Here is a 16045-nt window from a genome sequence, read left to right as displayed (position 1 = left end):
AGTGGTGCGGAAACGTTTCGCACCCTGCAACCAGCTTACTAAAAAGGTTTGTTTAAAATGAGGATTAACAGGGCGGAGGAGTTCGAGGCGACGCAGTTTCGAGGATCGGAGTTTAGTTAGCTAAATGAGAACCGGAGAAACAAGTCAACGAAGAAATCCGACAGGAATGTTAACCGGAATTTTAAACCTCCGCTATAAAGGTGGTGAAAATGAATGGCATTGAAAGATATAAAAGCTAGAATAGATTCTACTAAGAAGACGATGCAGATCACAAAAGCGATGGAGATGGTTTCAGCTGCAAAGCTAAACCGCGCTGAGCAAAATGCGAAATCTTTCGGCCCTTACGTGGACAAGATTCAAGAAGTGGTAGGAAGCATCGCATCTGGAAGCAACGCGAAACACTCTATGCTTTTAACACGACCAGTGAAAAAGACGGGTTACTTCGTCGTTACAGCTGACCGTGGATTAGCAGGGGCTTATAACTCGAATATTTTACGCCACGTTTACCGTACGATTCAAGAGCGTCACAAATCAGCAGATGAGTATGCATTGATCGTGATCGGTAAAGTTGGGGTGAACTTCTTCAAAAGCCGTAAGATGTCTATCTTGGACAGCATCACAGGTGTGGCAGACCAGCCATCCTTTGCTGAGATCAAGGCGATCGCATCAAAGGCAGTCGGTCTTTATGCGGACGGAACATTTGATGAGCTTTACATGTATTACAACCATTTTGTAAGTGCCATTCAGAGCGATCTGACGGAGAAGAAGCTTCTTCCGTTAACAGATATCGCTGCAACAAAATCAAAATCTTCCTATGAGTATGAACCATCAGAGGACGAGATCCTTGAAGTGCTTCTTCCTCAATATGCGGAGAGCTTGATTTATGGTGCTTTACTTGATGCGAAAGCAGCCGAGCATGCTTCTCGTATGACTGCGATGAGAAATGCAACGGATAACGCTAATGAACTGATCGGCCAATTGAACCTCTCGTACAACCGTGAGCGTCAAGCAGCTATCACTCAGGAAATTACGGAAATCGTCGGCGGTGTAGCAGCTCTAGAGTAGACTTTTCAAGTGATTCTAGCAGCTATTTTGCAAAGTAAGATAGGAGGGAAACCGATGAATAAAGGCTATATTACTCAAATTCTTGGACCGGTCGTTGACGTTAAGTTCGAAGGCCAGCTTCCAGAATTGCTTAACGCTTTAACTGTTAGCGCTGAGGGTGTTGACTTAACACTAGAAGTAGCACTTCACCTTGGTGATAACATGGTTCGTACAATCGCAATGGATTCAACGGATGGTCTTGTTCGTGGAATGGAAATCGCTGACTCAGGTAAGCCGATCTCTGTACCAGTAGGTGAAGCAACACTTGGACGTGTATTTAACGTAACAGGTGATCACATTGACCTTGGTGAGGCAGTACCGGCAGATGTTCGCCGTGACCCGATCCACCGTTCAGCACCTTCTTTTGAAGAATTAACAACTAAAACGGAGATCCTTGAAACAGGGATCAAAGTAGTTGACCTTATCGCTCCATACGTAAAAGGTGGAAAAATCGGTCTTTTCGGTGGTGCGGGTGTAGGTAAAACGGTTCTTATCCAGGAGCTTATCAACAACATCGCACAAGAACACGGTGGTATCTCCGTATTCGCAGGTGTTGGTGAGCGTACTCGTGAAGGAAATGACCTTTTCCACGAGATGACCCACTCTGGTGTTATCAAGAAAACGGCAATGGTATTCGGACAAATGAACGAGCCGCCTGGAGCACGTGCACGTATCGCTCTTTCTGGTTTGACAATGGCTGAATTCTTCCGTGACGAACAAGGACAAGACGTTCTTTTCTTCGTAGATAACATCTTCCGTTTCACGCAAGCAGGTTCTGAAGTATCTGCCCTTCTTGGCCGTATGCCATCAGCGGTAGGTTACCAGCCAACTCTTGCAACTGAGATGGGTCAATTACAAGAGCGTATCACATCTACGAAAAAAGGTTCTGTAACATCTATCCAAGCGATCTATGTACCTGCCGATGACTATACGGATCCGGCTCCAGCTACAGCGTTCGCCCACTTAGATGCAACAACGAACCTTGAGCGTAAACTTACAGCTATGGGTATCTATCCAGCGGTAGATCCACTAGCTTCAACTTCACGTGCACTTTCTCCTGAGATCGTTGGAGAAGAGCATTACGAAGTAGCTCGTAAAGTACAGGCGACTTTACAGCGTTATAAAGAGCTTCAAGATATCATCGCAATCCTTGGTATGGACGAGCTTTCTGAAGACGATAAGCTAGTTGTACACCGTGCGCGTCGTATCCAGTTCTTCTTATCTCAAAACTTCCACGTTGCAGAACAATTTACAGGACAAAAAGGTTCATACGTTCCTGTTAAAGAAACAGTTCGTGGATTCAAAGAAATCCTTGAAGGAAAATACGATGATCTTCCGGAATCAGCGTTCCATCTCGTAGGCTCTATTGAGGATGCTATTGAAAAAGCAAAAACTTTGGCCTAATGCCTGAAAGGGGTAAGATTGGATGAAAACCATTCAAGTCAGCGTAGTAACCCCTGATGGTCCTGTGTTTGAAGGAAATGCGAAAATGGTCAGCGCGAAAGCAAAAAGTGGGGAGCTTGGAATTCTTCCAGGCCATATCCCTCTTGTAGCTCCTTTAACGATCAGCGCCGTGCGTGTTCACGACGTTGATGGGAAAACACAATATGTGGCCGTTAGCGGTGGATTTATTGAAGTGCGACCTGAAAAAGTCACGATTTTAGCAGAAGCTGCTGAGATCGCTGGCGACATCGAAGTAGATCGTGCACGTGCAGCAAAAGAGCGTGCCGAACAGCGTCTTGCAAGCAACAAACAAGACAACCTAGATGCAGCTCGTGCGGAGTTTGCGCTTAAACGCGCAATGAACCGTATCGACATAGCAACAAAGCGTTAAATGTAAGCAAAGCTCTTCAGCTCTCTTTATTAGAGAGTTGTAGGGCTTTTTTTGTGTTTGTAGGGGGTATGAGAGGGTATATGGAGGATGACTAGTGTCGAAATTTGAAGACTCGCCGATATATGAGGAAAACTCGCCGGAATATCGTAAAAACTCGCGGGATTAATACTGATATTCGCCGGAATATTTAACGAATTTCCTGAATTAATTGCTTCAATACCCCTAAAGGTATATTCGCGAGCCACCTTGAAGTGTTAATACTACCCGAAAAAACGCCACACACACTAATTTTATAATATGTACAATCAAAAACCCCTCCGACTCGTCCAAAAACAAAGTCAAAGGGGCTTTCTTCGAATACATCACGTTCAGCTTGAGAAGGTTGAACACTTATAGGATTCGTTTTTATTTAGTTTCTTCCAAAAATCGGCCGAGCACATGAGACCCTACGTAACCATACTTGGTCGCCATTTTCATCAGTCATCGCGTTCGTTTCTGCTGCCTCTTCCATTTGAACAATTTCATCACCAAAAGGGTTTTGAAATTCGCCAACAGGAGAGATCACAGGTTTCTTTCTCTTTTTAATCATGCTTTTCACCTCCTCAAGCAAAGGAAGTGTCCTAAGAAATATAGCTTAGATACAAGCTATATATTATTAAATGCTCGTCCGTCAGTAGTTGTATGTGTTATTATCACTTAATATGTAAAAAAGGCGGTTTACCGGGGGTTTGCAATAAAATGTGAGAACTGGTGAATGATAAGAAAATAAGGGGTGTGCAAGATGAGCTTCCATGGACAAAAAGTTTTGCCTGCAGCGAGAAAGATGAAGGATTTTGAGAAGCTGCTAAACAGCAAATACACATATATTGTATGTTTGGATACGCATATAAGTCAGTTGAAATTCATGATCGCTATGGCGAACGAACGAAAAAAGAAAGTTTTGGTTCATCTGGATCTGATCAACGGTTTGAAGGCGAACGAATATGCAGTCGACTTTTTAGCACAAGAAATGAAGCCGGCTGGAATCATTTCAACACGTTCTAACTGCATCATTCGTGCAAAAAAGAAGAACATGATCGCTGTTCAGCGTTTGTTCTTATTAGACTCTTTAGCACTTGAAACGAGTTATAAAGTCATCGAACGTGCTCAGCCAGACTATTTAGAGGTTTTGCCAGGCATCATGCCGGAAATAATAAGAGAAGTGAGTGAGCAAGCGGGTATTCCAGTAATTGCTGGAGGATTGATTCGTACAAAAGTAAATGTGATGGAAGCACTTGAAGCAGGTGCAGAGGCTGTGACGACTTCAAACCCTGAATTGTGGATCTAATGTTCTTGTAAAATAACGTTTGACAACGTTTTCATCCTTGTTATAATAGAGACAAGTTCATAAACGTGACGGAGAACATGGAGATCCACAGAGGGTAACTTATAGCAAAACTATAGGTATCTTTTGCTGGGTCTTTTTTTGATGGAATCCGCACACACACTTGCACTTGTAATTGATAGCGATTGCATAAAAGGAGGAAAATACATGTCTACATTTATGGCAGAACTTATAGGAACAATGATTCTAATCATATTTGGCGGGGGCGTAGTTGCAAACGTTTCCTTGAATAAATCAAAAGCTCAAGGTGGCGGATGGATTGTAGTCGCACTTGCATGGGGGCTAGCCGTTGCGATGGCGGTATATGCAGTCGGAAGCTTCAGTGGTGCACACCTTAACCCAGCCGTTACACTCGGCCTTGCTTCAATTGGTGAATTTGCTTGGGCTGATGTACCAGCTTATATTCTTGCACAGATCATCGGCGGTATCTTAGGAGGAATGGTCGTCTACTTTCACTTCCTGCCACACTGGAAAGCAACGGATGACCCAGCGGTAAAATTAGGAGTTTTCTCAACGGACCCTGCAATTCCACATACGTTTTCGAATCTTTTATCAGAATTCATTGGAACTGCGGTTTTACTAGTAGGATTATTGTCAATCGGAGCGAATAAATTTTCAGACGGGTTAAATCCACTGATCGTCGGATTTTTAATCGTAGCCATCGGATTATCACTTGGTGGACCAACTGGATATGCAATCAACCCTGCTCGTGACCTCGGTCCAAGAATCGCACATTTCATCTTACCGATTCCAGGCAAAGGCGGATCCAACTGGACATATTCATGGATTCCAGTTGTAGGGCCAGTGCTTGGCGGAGTTTTTGGAGCATTGTTCTATCAAGCTGTTTTCACAGGAAAAGTTACAATGTTATTCTGGATCTGGACAGTGGTTTCACTAGCGATTTTCGCTATAACATTCTTCTTAGGAAGTAAAGGCACACAAGCATTGCCTCACGGAGATCAAATAGAAAACTAAAACAAAGAACAAACCATTTTGGGAGGGTTTACGTATGGAAAAGAAATATATCATTGCACTCGATCAAGGGACGACAAGCTCAAGAGCGATCCTTTTTAACAAAGCAGGAGAAGTCGTTGAGATCTCACAAAAGGAATTTAAGCAACACTTCCCGAAGCCAGGCTGGGTAGAACATGATGCGCAAGAAATCTGGGGAACGATCTTAGCTGTAGTGGCTGAAGTATTATCAAAAACAGATACAGACCCAGGCGAAATCGCGTCAATTGGGATTACGAATCAGCGTGAAACAACGGTCGTTTGGGATAAGAACACAGGAAAACCTGTTCACAATGCAATCGTATGGCAGTCTCGTCAAACGGCGGAGATCTGTGATGAATTAAAAGAACAAGGCTTAAACGATAAGTTCCGTGACAAAACTGGATTGTTGATCGACGCATACTTCTCAGGAACAAAAGTAAAATGGATTCTGGATAACGTTGAAGGTGCTCGTGAAAAAGCGGAAAAAGGTGATCTTTTATTCGGTACGATCGACACGTGGCTAGTTTGGAAGCTAACTGGTGGAAGAGCGCATGTAACGGACTATTCAAACGCTTCACGTACACTCATGTACAACATTTACGATTTAAAATGGGATGACGAGCTTCTAGAGATTTTGGACGTTCCGAAATCTATGTTGCCAGAAGTTAAATCGTCATCAGAAGTATACGGTGAGACGATCGACTATCACTTCTTTGGTAAAAATATTCCGATCGCAGGTATCGCGGGTGATCAGCAGGCGGCACTTTTCGGGCAAGCTTGTTTTGAAAAAGGAATGGCGAAGAACACGTATGGTACAGGCTGCTTCATGCTAATGAACACAGGAGAAAAAGCCGTTAAGTCAGAACACGGTCTATTAACTACGATCGCTTGGGGTGTGGACGGGAAAGTCGAGTACGCACTTGAAGGAAGTATCTTTGTTGCGGGATCTGCCATTCAATGGCTGCGCGACGGCCTTCGCATGTTAAAAGATGCGGCTGACAGTGAGGATTATGCAGAGCGCGTTGCATCAACAGATGGTGTGTATGTGGTGCCAGCATTCGTTGGACTCGGAACACCTTACTGGGATTCAGAAGCACGTGGTGCGATCTTTGGACTGACACGTGGTACAGAAAAAGAACACTTCGTTCGTGCGACACTTGAGTCACTCGCTTATCAAACGGCGGATGTGTTAACGGCGATGGAAGCAGACTCAGGTATCGAGTTGAAGAAACTTCGTGTAGATGGCGGAGCAGTTAAGAACAATTTCTTGATGCAGTTCCAAAGTGATATTTTAAACGTTCCGGTTGAGCGTCCAGAGATTAACGAAACGACTGCGCTTGGTGCTGCATATCTCGCAGGTCTTGCTGTAGGTTTCTGGGGTGATCGTCAAGAAATCGCAGATAAATGGAAAGTGGACAAAGACTTCGACGTAAACATGAAAGAAGAAGAGCGTAAAGAGCTTTATGATGGCTGGAAAAAAGCTGTTGAAGCAACGATTGCATATAAACCTAAAGCATAACCCTTTCAAAATATTGAAAACTGCGTTATACTAATCACAAGTTGATATTGAACCGGTTGGAGATCAGGAGAGACCACAAAACCTCGTACACACGTTGCGGGGTTCTTGTGGTCTTTTTTGCGTGCACACGTGCCAATACACGGAAATGTTGAAAAATGTGTGTTGGGTTCGCTGATTCCGGGAAAACTACCCGTATCATATATGTCCAACGGTTCTGTACAGAAGGAGTGAAGAGAAAATGACAGCATCATTTTCAACATATAAAAGAGAAGAAATTATCACAGGTATGAAACAAGATAAGCTAGATCTCCTTGTAATCGGAGGAGGCGTAACTGGAGCAGGTATTCTTTTAGATGCTCAGACTCGCGGTATGAAGGTAGGTCTTGTAGAGATGCAGGACTTTGCTGCTGGAACATCCAGCCGTTCTACAAAACTTGTTCACGGTGGACTTCGTTATTTAAAACAATTCGAAGTGAAGCTTGTTGCTGAGGTCGGTAAAGAACGTGCAATCGTATACGAGAACGCTCCACACGTAACAACACCAGAGTGGATGCTGCTTCCGTTTTATAAAGGCGGTACGTTCGGGAAGTTCTCTACTTCCATCGGTCTAAAAGTGTACGATTTCTTAGCAGGGGTTAAGCGTAAAGAACGCAGAAAAATGTTTTCAGCTGAAGAAACATTACGCCGAGAACCACTATTGAAAAAGGATAACTTGCTTGGCGGCGGATATTATGTGGAATACAAAACAGATGACGCGCGTCTGACGCTTGAGATTATGAAAGAAGCGGTAGCACGTGGAGCATCAGCTGTTAACTACGCGAAAGTAACAAGCTTTATCTATAACGGAAAAAGAGCGGTCGGTGTAAAAGTAGAAGACCAGCTGACTGGTGAAATTCATGAGATCTATGCGAAGAAGATCGTAAACGCAACAGGTCCATGGGTAGATGAACTTCGCGAAGAAGACCGTTCAAAAACAGGAAAAGAGATTCACCATACTAAAGGGATCCACCTTGTAATTGACGGATCTAAGTTCCCATTGAAGCAAGCGGTCTACTATGACACAGAAGATGGCCGTATGGTGTTCGCGATCCCTCGTGCAGGTAAAACATATGTAGGTACTACAGATACCGATTATAAGGGAGATCTTGCAAACCCTGGCATGACAGAAGAGGATCTTCAATATGTACTGAACACGATCCACTTCATGTTCCCAGACGTGAAGATCACGCGCGACGATGTTGAATCGTCATGGTCAGGACTACGTCCATTGATTCATGAACCGAAAAAAGGACCTTCAGAAATTTCTCGTAAAGATGAAGTGTTCCACTCTCCATCCGGATTATTAACAATCGCTGGTGGTAAGCTGACAGGATACCGTAAAATGGCTGAAAAAGTCGTTGATATCGTTCGTGATCAGCTTGGTGAAGAAGAAGGAGCGAAATTCCCTGGATGCCGTACGCAACACATGGAATTATCAGGCGGTAAGATGGGTGGAAGCCAAAACTTCGCAGACTTCCTTCGTACGAAAGTACAAGAAGGCTTGGCATTAGGTCTGAATGAAGCGAAAGCTCGCGAACTCGTTCAACGCTATGGTACGAACATCGACATCGTGTACGGTTATATGAAAGAACGCGGTGAAGAGGCGAAGAGCTACAACTTGCCAGAAAGTTTGTACGCATCACTACTCTACGCATTAGAGTATGAGATGACGTCTACACCATCTGACTTCTTGATCCGCCGTACGTCTGCTCTATACTTTGACATCGATACGGTATATGAGTGGAAAGAAAGTGTAATCAACTGCATGGCAGACAAATTGGGCTGGAACGCAGAACAAAAACGCGAGCATGCAGAAGATTTCGAAGAGCAATTACGATTGTCTGTTGAGGCGATCTAACATAGTTTATATATACGGCAGAGAGGCATTCCGCTTTAGTTAAAGCGGAGTGTCTTTTTGGTGTGTCATGGAGCGGGTGGGGGGTATATGAGTAATATTAGATGTCGAAATATGTAGACTCGCCGATATATCTTAAAAATTCGCCGGATTATAGGGAAATCTCGCGGTAATAATTCGAATTCTCGCTGTATTATTAGCCACATTTCTTGAATTGAATGTAATAATACCTATTGGGGTATATACACAAATCAGTTTCGTCCACCGAAACTGCACCTATTGGAGCCAAAACAAAAGGATGATCCCACAACACGAAGGGAGCATCCTCAATTTTTGATAAATGTTGAACGTGATAAGTATTCTGAAGGGTATTTTTGAAGCAAATATTGCAAAAACAGATCAATCTCATACGGCATTTCATCATAATACTCTTTATCTGACTCTCTCAATGTGTCAAGCAGCGAAAAAAAGTGCTGCTTATCTACTTCTTCAGCTGACTTTTTAAAATAACCCCAAACATGTTCTAGCGTATTGCTTAAAGCACGACGCTCAAAAGGTTTTTCCTTCAACTCAGCAATCAACAACTTAACTTTTTCATAGTCAGAGCCAGACTGAGCGTCTCTCATCAAACCTTGAACTTCTTTATAAAAGTTGTACCCCTTAGCCATCACCGTGTATTTTTCACTAGCCCACAGCTGTTCGGTCTCTTTTTTCAAAGCAGATCACATCCTTTAATAACGACATTCTATTAAAGATAAATGTAGAGAGCAAGTGCGATGATCGAAACGAGGATCACCACTGCATAGATGAGTGTAAGGCGCACGAGGTTCTGACGAGTTGAACTTCCGTATTTTTCGTCCTGTGTTTTAGAGATCATGATCGTACCGACTAATCCAGCGATCGAGATTACGACGATCAAGAAGTAAGCAATCCACCATATATCCATTACGAATCTCCCCTTTATACCTATCATACTGCTAACAGTGTAACGTCACATCCAAAAAATTTACAGGATTATGAACATTTCTATAGAAAAATAAGGGGTAGACCTTAATATAGTAGAAGTACCATATGTGAAGAAGCACATCGACACAAAATATGGAATTTGCTATAATTAAAGCGGTTACAGAATTTATAAAATTCTGAAGATTAGGAGGTAGTCAGAATGGATTTTTATCATCTGTATCAAAACAATTACCTCATTGTGGCTGTATTTTTATTTTTAGGGGTCCTTCTGCCGGTGGTCGCACTGACTGCAGGCCGTTTATTGCGCCCTTATAAACCATCAGCAGAAAAATACACCACCTACGAAAGCGGAATCGAACCTTTTCATCAAAGTTGGGTTCAATACAATGTCCGCTATTATCTGTTTGCGCTCATGTTCGTTATCTTTGATGTTGAAACCGTATTTTTATACCCCTGGGCCGTGGCCTATGAAGAGTTAGGTGTGTTTGCTCTGATCGAGATGGGGATTTTTGTTGTTCTTTTAACGTTAGGTCTTGTATACGCTTGGAAAAAGAAGGTGCTGAAATGGACATAAAGTGGGAGCTTACGGCTGAGGAACGCGCCGAACTAGACCGCAACGTATTCATGGTAACACTTGAACAAGTAAAAGCCTGGGCCAGAAGTAATTCACTTTGGCCGTTAACTTTTGGACTCGCCTGCTGCGCGATTGAAATGATGGGCACAGGTTCGTCTCATTACGACCTCGACCGTTTCGGAAGTATATTCCGTACATCACCTCGTCAATCTGACGTGATGATCGTTTCAGGAACCGTAACGAAAAAAATGGCGCCCGTATTAAAACGATTATACGAACAGATGCCAGAACCGAAATGGGTCATCGCGATGGGATCATGTGCCACAGCCGGAGGACCATATATCAAATCGTATGCCGTCGTAAAAGGCGTCGATCAAATCGTACCCGTGGATGTATACATACCAGGATGTCCACCTAACCCTGCTGCACTCATTTATGGCATCAACAAGCTTCAAGAAAAAATCCGTTATGAAGCGAAGACAGGCAAGAAGGTGATGAGCGAATGACAGATAAGCAAAATGATTCCAATGAAGGATTATCGATAGAAGAACAAAAGAAGAAAGCCGCTGCAGAAGCGAAAGCAAAAGCACTGGAACTGGCGAAACAGCGTCAGGCTGAAAAGGCGAAAGTAGCGGAAACAGCCGAGTCGCCATCAGCTGAACCAGAACTAACAAAAGAAGAGCTGAAAAAGAAAGCTGCTGCAGAAGCGAAAGCAAAAGCGCTTGAGCTTGCAAAACAGCGTCAAGCCGAAAAAGCGAAAGTTGCAGATGTGTCGGAACCGACTGCAGCCGAACCTGAGCTAACAAAAGAAGAGCTGAAAAAGAAAGCAGCTGCAGAAGCGAAAGCAAAAGCACTCGAACTTGCGAAGCAGCGTCAGGCTGAAAAAGCGAAAGCAGAAGAGTCGGAACCGACCGCATCTGAACCAGAATTAACAAAAGAAGAGCTAAAAAAGAAAGCCGCCGCCGAAGCGAAAGCTAAAGCGCTTGAGCTTGCAAAGCAGCGTCAGGCTGAAAAAGCAAAAACAGCGGAAGCTCCACAGATAGATGAACCAGCAGATGACCTTGCGAAACAAAAAGCACTAGCCGCGGCAAAAGCAAAAGCAGCTGCAGCCGCAAAAGCAAAGGCAGCAGCTGCCGCTAAAGCAAAACTAGCAAGAGAGGGTGGAGGCGACACATCCACCGAACCTGCTTCAGACGATGAAAAAGCGAAAGCAGCTGCAAAAGCAAAGGCCATGGCAGCAGCTAAGGCAAAAGCAGCCGCCGCGGCAAAAGCGAAAGCTTCCCGTGGAGCAGGGACAGATGCAACAACTGAGCCAGCAGGTGACGACGAAAAAGCGAAAGCGATCGCCGCTGCAAAGGCGAAAGCAGCTGCAGCCGCCAAAGCACGAGCAGCCGCCAACGCCAAAGGTGCAGCAACAGAACCTGTTGCAGAAGAAAAACCATCACCAAACCAACCTATCCTCGATACCTACACAAAAGTCATCAAAGAACATCTAGGAGAAGATGTACTCGAAGATTCCTATATTAACAGACTGTCAAAAGACGTCCCTACCTTAGTTGCGAAACCTGATTCCTATTATAAAATCGCGGAGTTTTTAAAGTATAACGATCAACTTCGTTTTGATTATTTATCTGAAATGCACGGCACCGATTTCGAAACGCATTTTGAAGTCTATAACCACCTGTATTCGTATAATCATCGCCAGTCCGTTGCATTAAAAGTAAAGATAGACAGAATGAACGCTACTACCCATTCCATTACCCCGTTATGGGAGGGAGCAAACTGGCCAGAGCGTGAAACGTATGATCTTTTAGGCATCCATTTCGAAGGTCATCCGAACTTAACGCGCATTATGCTGCCAGACGATTGGGTAGGGCATCCGCTCAGAAAAGATTACGAACCACATGACGTGGAGGTGTAGAGACATTGATCAGAACAGAAGAGATGCTCCTCAACGTTGGGCCTCAGCATCCGAGTACACACGGTGTTTTTCGAATCGTACTAAAAATTGACGGAGAGACGATCATCGAAGCCACGCCAGTGATCGGTTATCTTCACCGAGGTACCGAAAAATTAGCAGAAAACCTTCAGTACACGCAGATTATTCCATACACAGACCGCATGGATTATTTAGCGGCCATGACGAACAACTATGTAATCTGCCACGCGGTTGAAACGATGATGAGTCTTGAAATTCCTGAACGAGCGGAATATTTGCGCGTCATCGTGATGGAGCTCGGCCGTATTGCAAGCCATCTCGTCTGGTTCGGTACATATTTATTAGATATCGGGGCGATGAGTCCATTTCTATACGCGTTTCGTGAAAGAGAAGCCATCATCAATATGCTGAACGAGATCTGTGGCGCTCGCCTGACGTTCAACTATATGCGTGTTGGCGGTGTGAAGTGGGACGCACCAGAAGGCTGGATCGAGAAAGTTCGTGACTTTGTTCCGTATATGAGAGAAGAGCTTGCTGGCTATCACGACCTTGTGACAGGCAACGAAATCTTCTTGAACCGTGTAAAAGGAATCGGCTACTACACGAAAGAAGAAGCACTGAACTTTTCATTAAGCGGCGCAAACTTAAGGTGCACAGGTACGAACTGGGATCTTAGAAAAGATGAGCCTTATTCGATCTATGACCGTTTTGATTTTGATGTACCGGTCTTTCATACGGGCGATGCATGGGCGCGCTATCAGTGCCGCATGCAAGAAATCGAAGAATCACTCAAGATTGTAGAACAAGCGGTAGAGCAGTTTCCAGAAGAAGGTCCGGTCATGGCAAAAGTGCCAAGAATTATCAAGCCACCTAAAGGAGAAGCGTTCGTTCGGATCGAGTCGCCACGCGGAGAGATAGGCTGTTACATCGCGTCAGAAGGAAAAAAAGAACCGTACCGCTTGAAGTTTCGCAGGCCATCATTTTACAACCTTCAGATTCTGCCAAAACTTTTAGTCGGTGAAAACATCTCCAACTTGATTACCATCTTAGGCGGGATTGATATCGTTCTCGGGGAGGTTGATGGCTGATGGAGGATCTTTTATACGCACAGCCCGGCTGGACGCATGTTGCCATCTTCTTTGCGCTTGGCGCGGCATTACTTGTCACGGTTCTCGGGTTCGTAACCTACGCGATTCTAGCCGAACGAAAAGTGCTCGGGTTCATGCAGATGCGTACAGGACCGAACCGGGTTGGGGGAAGATTCGGTCTCCTACAAACCGTTGCGGACGTTTTTAAACTTCTGATAAAAGAAGACACCATACCGAAACTAGCTGATCGACCACTGTTCATATTGGCTCCGGTCATCGCATTTGCACCAGCGTTCATGGTGCTCGCGACGATTCCGTTCTCAGAAAATATGCAGTTCGCAGACCTCGGCGTCGGCCTTCTGTATTACGTAGCCGTTTCAGGAATCTCAACGATCGGCATCTTAATGGGTGGTTGGGCATCAAACAATAAGTACTCGTTACTCGGCGGCATGCGTGCTGCCGCACAGATGATTTCATACGAAATTCCGCTTGTTATCTCCGTGATCGGAGTAATTCTTTTCGCAGGCAGTCTGAACTTAAACGATATCGTAAGAGGCCAAGAAAACATTGCTTACATCTTCTTAACGCCGATCGGATTTTTCGTATTCTTGATCTCTTCCATCGCAGAGCTAAACCGTACACCGTTCGACTTGCCTGAAGCAGAGTCAGAGCTCGTTGCCGGTTATCACGTCGAATACTCAGGTTTTCGGTGGGCATTCTTCATGCTCACAGAATATGTGTATCTATTTGCAATGGCTTCCTTAACAACGGTTCTTTTCTTAGGAGGCTGGAACCCTATTCCGTTCTTAGATTTCATTCCAGGGATGTTGTGGTTCGGTGTCAAATTCAGCATCGTCGTATTTTTCATGATCTGGATCCGCGGAACACTACCAAGACTCCGCGCCGATCAACTGATGGGCTTTGCATGGAAGGTCCTACTGCCGCTAGCACTGCTAAACATCTTCGTCAGTGCAGCAGTTAAGGAACTGTTTTTATAAAAGAGCTTTACAGCACTACTGATGTTTTTTGAGGGTGTTGATTTCCGCTCCAGGATGCTCGCTTTCCGGGGGGCGTGCGGTGAGCCTCTTAGTGCCTTGCACTATTAAGAGTCTCACCTGTCCCGCTGATCCCCCAGGAGTCTCGCACCTTGCGCTCCAATCAAGTATTCGAGGAAGTATGTTTGCAATACATCCAAACACTTCATAGCCCGACCTTCGAAATTCAAAGCGATGGCTAAGGTCATTCTATAAAGCTTTTTTCAAGAACCTTGTTGCTTTTTAATCTTTTTCTAACTTCTTTGAACTGTTGGTTGTAGTGGAAGGTGCGAGACTCCTGCGGGACAGGTGGGCAGGTGAGACACTTAAATGTGAAACATTCGAATGTGGCTCACCGCCTGCCCCGCGGAAAGCGAACACCTGGAACGGAAACCAACACCCACAATAACCAGCGCAAAGCTAAAACAATGCTCTATCAATCGAAAGACCAACGCATAAGGAGCGTGATCTCAGGATGAAAGGTCTTGTAAAAGGTTTAAGCTATACCGTCAAAAACCTAACAAAACAAAACGTCACAACAAGCTATCCAGACGTGCCGATCCAGATGCCTGACCGTTTCCGCGGCATCCAAAAGTTTTATCCCGAAAAATGCATCGTCTGTAACCAATGCGCGCAGATCTGCCCGACCGACTGCATCCAGTTAACGGGTAAGTCGCATCCCGATCCTTCGAAAAAAGGGAAGATCATCGACACGTACGACATCAACTTTGAAATCTGTATACTATGCGACCTGTGTACAGAAGTGTGTCCGACTGAAGCGATCGTCATGACGAATCAGTTTGAGCTTGCTGAATACAGCCGTGATGAACTTTTCAAAAACCTCGAGTGGCTCGATGAGAACGACGAGAATGTTAGAAAGGAGAACAAAGCATGACCGGTGAAATGATCGCATTTTTCTTTCTCGCCTTAACAGCTATTGCCGGCGGCGTTCTTCTTATTAACCTATCAAATGTCGTTCATATGGTTGTTGCTCTTATTTTTACGTTCATTGCCATTGCAGGTATCTACATCACACTATCAGCAGAGTTCGTAGCAGTCGTGCAGGTGCTGATCTACTCAGGCGCTATCACGATCATCATGCTGTTCGGAATCATGCTCACGCGTCATCAGGAAAAAGAAAAACGTGCACCACGGTTGAAAGTCATCTTAACCGGGCTTGCGATCGGACTTTTCTTTTTGATCATGTACGGCAAGATCAAAGACCTTGATTTTGGTCAGCAGAACGCAGAGCTTCACATCGATAATACGAAAAAGATCGGAATCGAACTGTATTCGCATTATGTGATTCCGTTCGAGTTAACTTCTGTCTTGCTGCTTGTGGCCTTGATCGGTTCTATCATTCTGGCAAAGCGGGATGACGATGAAAAGGAGGCAAAAAAATGAGCTCTGTTCCTTTAGCAGCTTACTTGACGCTTGCCTTGATCCTGTTTTGCATCGGTTTGTTTGGCGCATTAACCAAACGGAATGCGGTCATCGTACTGATTTCTATCGAATTGATGCTGAATGCTGTAAATATTAATCTCGTGGCATTTGCCAAATATTCTATAAATCCTGGTTTAACAGGTCAGATCTTTTCGCTGTTTACGATTACGGTTGCTGCGGCAGAAGCAGCAGTCGGACTTGCGATTCTCATAGCACTGTACCGCAACAGACAGACGGTTAACGTGGATGAGATGGATACGATGAAGCGATAAG

Annotated in this window: 18 protein-coding genes; 15 read left to right on the top strand and 3 right to left on the bottom strand. The window is 44.5% G+C overall.

All coding sequences use genetic code 11. The features are described 5' to 3' along the window. Window positions 1–213 precede the first annotated feature (213 nt). From atpG to ACOZ9X_RS17500, 3 genes are read left to right on the top strand one after another with little or no spacing between them, the layout of a single operon-like run. Window positions 214–1065 (top strand): ATP synthase F1 subunit gamma, encoded by an 852-nt coding sequence (gene atpG / locus ACOZ9X_RS17510; protein ID WP_066398937.1) that lies wholly within the window; start codon window positions 214–216, stop codon window positions 1063–1065. Between the two features lie 54 nt (window positions 1066–1119). Then, a complete protein-coding gene (gene atpD, locus ACOZ9X_RS17505) occupies window positions 1120–2508 on the top strand; it encodes a F0F1 ATP synthase subunit beta (protein ID WP_423419319.1) in 1389 nt (462 codons plus the stop codon). Window positions 2509–2530: 22 nt separating this feature from the next. After that, window positions 2531–2938 (top strand): F0F1 ATP synthase subunit epsilon, encoded by a 408-nt coding sequence (locus ACOZ9X_RS17500; RefSeq protein ID WP_066398933.1) that lies wholly within the window; start codon window positions 2531–2533, stop codon window positions 2936–2938. A gap of 409 nt (window positions 2939–3347) precedes the next feature. Here ACOZ9X_RS17500 and ACOZ9X_RS17495 read toward each other — a convergent pair whose 3' ends face one another. After that, the gene (locus tag ACOZ9X_RS17495; protein ID WP_423419318.1) at window positions 3348–3527 is read right to left on the bottom strand and encodes a hypothetical protein; all 180 of its coding nucleotides are present in this window, start codon (window positions 3525–3527) and stop codon (window positions 3348–3350) included. Between the two features lie 192 nt (window positions 3528–3719). Between ACOZ9X_RS17495 and ACOZ9X_RS17490 the strand changes: the two genes are divergently transcribed. From ACOZ9X_RS17490 to ACOZ9X_RS17475, 4 genes are all read left to right on the top strand, one after another. Continuing rightward, on the top strand, window positions 3720–4265 hold the full coding sequence (locus tag ACOZ9X_RS17490) for a glycerol-3-phosphate responsive antiterminator (protein ID WP_144696936.1): 546 nt from the start codon (window positions 3720–3722) through the stop codon (window positions 4263–4265). 204 nt (window positions 4266–4469) lie between these two features. Then, entirely contained in the window at window positions 4470–5297 is an 828-nt protein-coding gene (locus tag ACOZ9X_RS17485; RefSeq protein WP_423419317.1) for an MIP/aquaporin family protein, read from the top strand. Between the two features lie 34 nt (window positions 5298–5331). Beyond that, window positions 5332–6834, top strand: coding sequence for a glycerol kinase GlpK (gene glpK / locus ACOZ9X_RS17480; protein ID WP_423419316.1), 1503 nt, complete (start codon window positions 5332–5334; stop codon window positions 6832–6834). 238 nt (window positions 6835–7072) lie between these two features. Next, the gene (locus ACOZ9X_RS17475; protein ID WP_423419315.1) at window positions 7073–8731 is read left to right on the top strand and encodes a glycerol-3-phosphate dehydrogenase/oxidase; all 1659 of its coding nucleotides are present in this window, start codon (window positions 7073–7075) and stop codon (window positions 8729–8731) included. Window positions 8732–9054: 323 nt separating this feature from the next. On the opposite strand, the gene ACOZ9X_RS17470 is transcribed toward ACOZ9X_RS17475, so the two are convergent. Continuing rightward, window positions 9055–9444, bottom strand: a complete 390-nt coding sequence (locus ACOZ9X_RS17470) for a DUF1722 domain-containing protein (RefSeq protein ID WP_423419314.1) — start codon at window positions 9442–9444, stop codon at window positions 9055–9057. Window positions 9445–9476: 32 nt separating this feature from the next. Continuing rightward, a complete protein-coding gene (locus tag ACOZ9X_RS17465) occupies window positions 9477–9674 on the bottom strand; it encodes a hypothetical protein (protein WP_066398908.1) in 198 nt (65 codons plus the stop codon). Between the two features lie 219 nt (window positions 9675–9893). Between ACOZ9X_RS17465 and ACOZ9X_RS17460 the strand changes: the two genes are divergently transcribed. The 8 genes from ACOZ9X_RS17460 to nuoK all read left to right on the top strand — a co-directional run bounded on the left by ACOZ9X_RS17460 (window position 9894) and on the right by nuoK (window position 16044). Then, complete coding sequence (locus ACOZ9X_RS17460) at window positions 9894–10268, top strand: NADH-quinone oxidoreductase subunit A (protein ID WP_066398906.1); 375 nt, start codon at window positions 9894–9896, stop codon at window positions 10266–10268. Next, the gene (locus ACOZ9X_RS17455; RefSeq protein WP_137791106.1) at window positions 10259–10774 is read left to right on the top strand and encodes a NuoB/complex I 20 kDa subunit family protein; all 516 of its coding nucleotides are present in this window, start codon (window positions 10259–10261) and stop codon (window positions 10772–10774) included. Before ACOZ9X_RS17460 ends, ACOZ9X_RS17455 begins: the two co-directional genes overlap by 10 nt. Continuing rightward, window positions 10771–12189, top strand: coding sequence for an NADH-quinone oxidoreductase subunit C (locus ACOZ9X_RS17450; RefSeq protein WP_423419313.1), 1419 nt, complete (start codon window positions 10771–10773; stop codon window positions 12187–12189). Before ACOZ9X_RS17455 ends, ACOZ9X_RS17450 begins: the two co-directional genes overlap by 4 nt. A gap of 5 nt (window positions 12190–12194) precedes the next feature. Beyond that, the gene (locus ACOZ9X_RS17445) at window positions 12195–13295 is read left to right on the top strand and encodes an NADH-quinone oxidoreductase subunit D (RefSeq protein ID WP_137791104.1); all 1101 of its coding nucleotides are present in this window, start codon (window positions 12195–12197) and stop codon (window positions 13293–13295) included. After that, the gene (gene nuoH / locus ACOZ9X_RS17440) at window positions 13292–14293 is read left to right on the top strand and encodes an NADH-quinone oxidoreductase subunit NuoH (protein WP_066398898.1); all 1002 of its coding nucleotides are present in this window, start codon (window positions 13292–13294) and stop codon (window positions 14291–14293) included. Before ACOZ9X_RS17445 ends, nuoH begins: the two co-directional genes overlap by 4 nt. A gap of 511 nt (window positions 14294–14804) precedes the next feature. Further along, the gene (gene nuoI / locus ACOZ9X_RS17435; RefSeq protein WP_423419312.1) at window positions 14805–15224 is read left to right on the top strand and encodes an NADH-quinone oxidoreductase subunit NuoI; all 420 of its coding nucleotides are present in this window, start codon (window positions 14805–14807) and stop codon (window positions 15222–15224) included. After that, window positions 15221–15733: an NADH-quinone oxidoreductase subunit J gene (locus tag ACOZ9X_RS17430; RefSeq protein WP_066398893.1), complete on the top strand. Its 513-nt coding sequence runs from the start codon at window positions 15221–15223 to the stop codon at window positions 15731–15733. Before nuoI ends, ACOZ9X_RS17430 begins: the two co-directional genes overlap by 4 nt. Continuing rightward, complete coding sequence (nuoK, locus tag ACOZ9X_RS17425) at window positions 15730–16044, top strand: NADH-quinone oxidoreductase subunit NuoK (RefSeq protein WP_066398890.1); 315 nt, start codon at window positions 15730–15732, stop codon at window positions 16042–16044. The genes ACOZ9X_RS17430 and nuoK overlap by 4 nt, the downstream gene beginning before the upstream one ends. Window position 16045: the final 1 nt, after the last annotated feature.

The sequence above is a fragment of the Fictibacillus nanhaiensis genome (genome assembly GCF_049537595.1).
In the GTDB taxonomy this organism is placed as follows: Bacteria; Bacillota; Bacilli; order Bacillales; family Fictibacillaceae; genus Fictibacillus; species Fictibacillus nanhaiensis_F.
The sequence above is the reverse complement of the archived record's forward strand: the minus strand, read 5'-3'. Positions and strand labels throughout refer to the sequence as shown.